The organism is Pseudomonas sp. EL_65y_Pfl2_R96 (genome assembly GCF_963970905.1).
Taxonomy (GTDB): domain Bacteria; phylum Pseudomonadota; class Gammaproteobacteria; order Pseudomonadales; family Pseudomonadaceae; genus Aquipseudomonas.
Genome location: NZ_CAXAQH010000481.1, coordinates 1 through 250, shown reverse-complemented (window position 1 = coordinate 250; position 250 = coordinate 1). Strand labels below are relative to the sequence as shown.

General features: G+C 49.2%; 1 rRNA gene. It reads right to left on the bottom strand.

From position 1 onward, the window contains the following. Nucleotides 1-24 precede the first annotated feature (24 nt). Nucleotides 25-140 (bottom strand): 5S ribosomal RNA (rrf, locus tag AACY49_RS31675). Nucleotides 141-250: the final 110 nt, after the last annotated feature.

The following is a 250-nucleotide window of genomic DNA, read 5'->3' as shown; positions in this document are numbered from 1 at the left end:
GCAGATAGGGGTTTCGGAATTTAATCTTGACGATGACCTACTCTCACATGGGGAAACCCCACACTACCATCGGCGATGCATCGTTTCACTGCTGAGTTCGGGATGGGATCAGGTGGTTCCAATGCTCTATGGTCGTCAAGAAATTCGGGTACCGAACCGTCTTTCGACGCTTCAGCAAATTGGGTATGCGATAGTTTGTGTGTTTCTCGAACTTTCGGTTCATTGCGTCTTCACACACCGCAATCTGGTG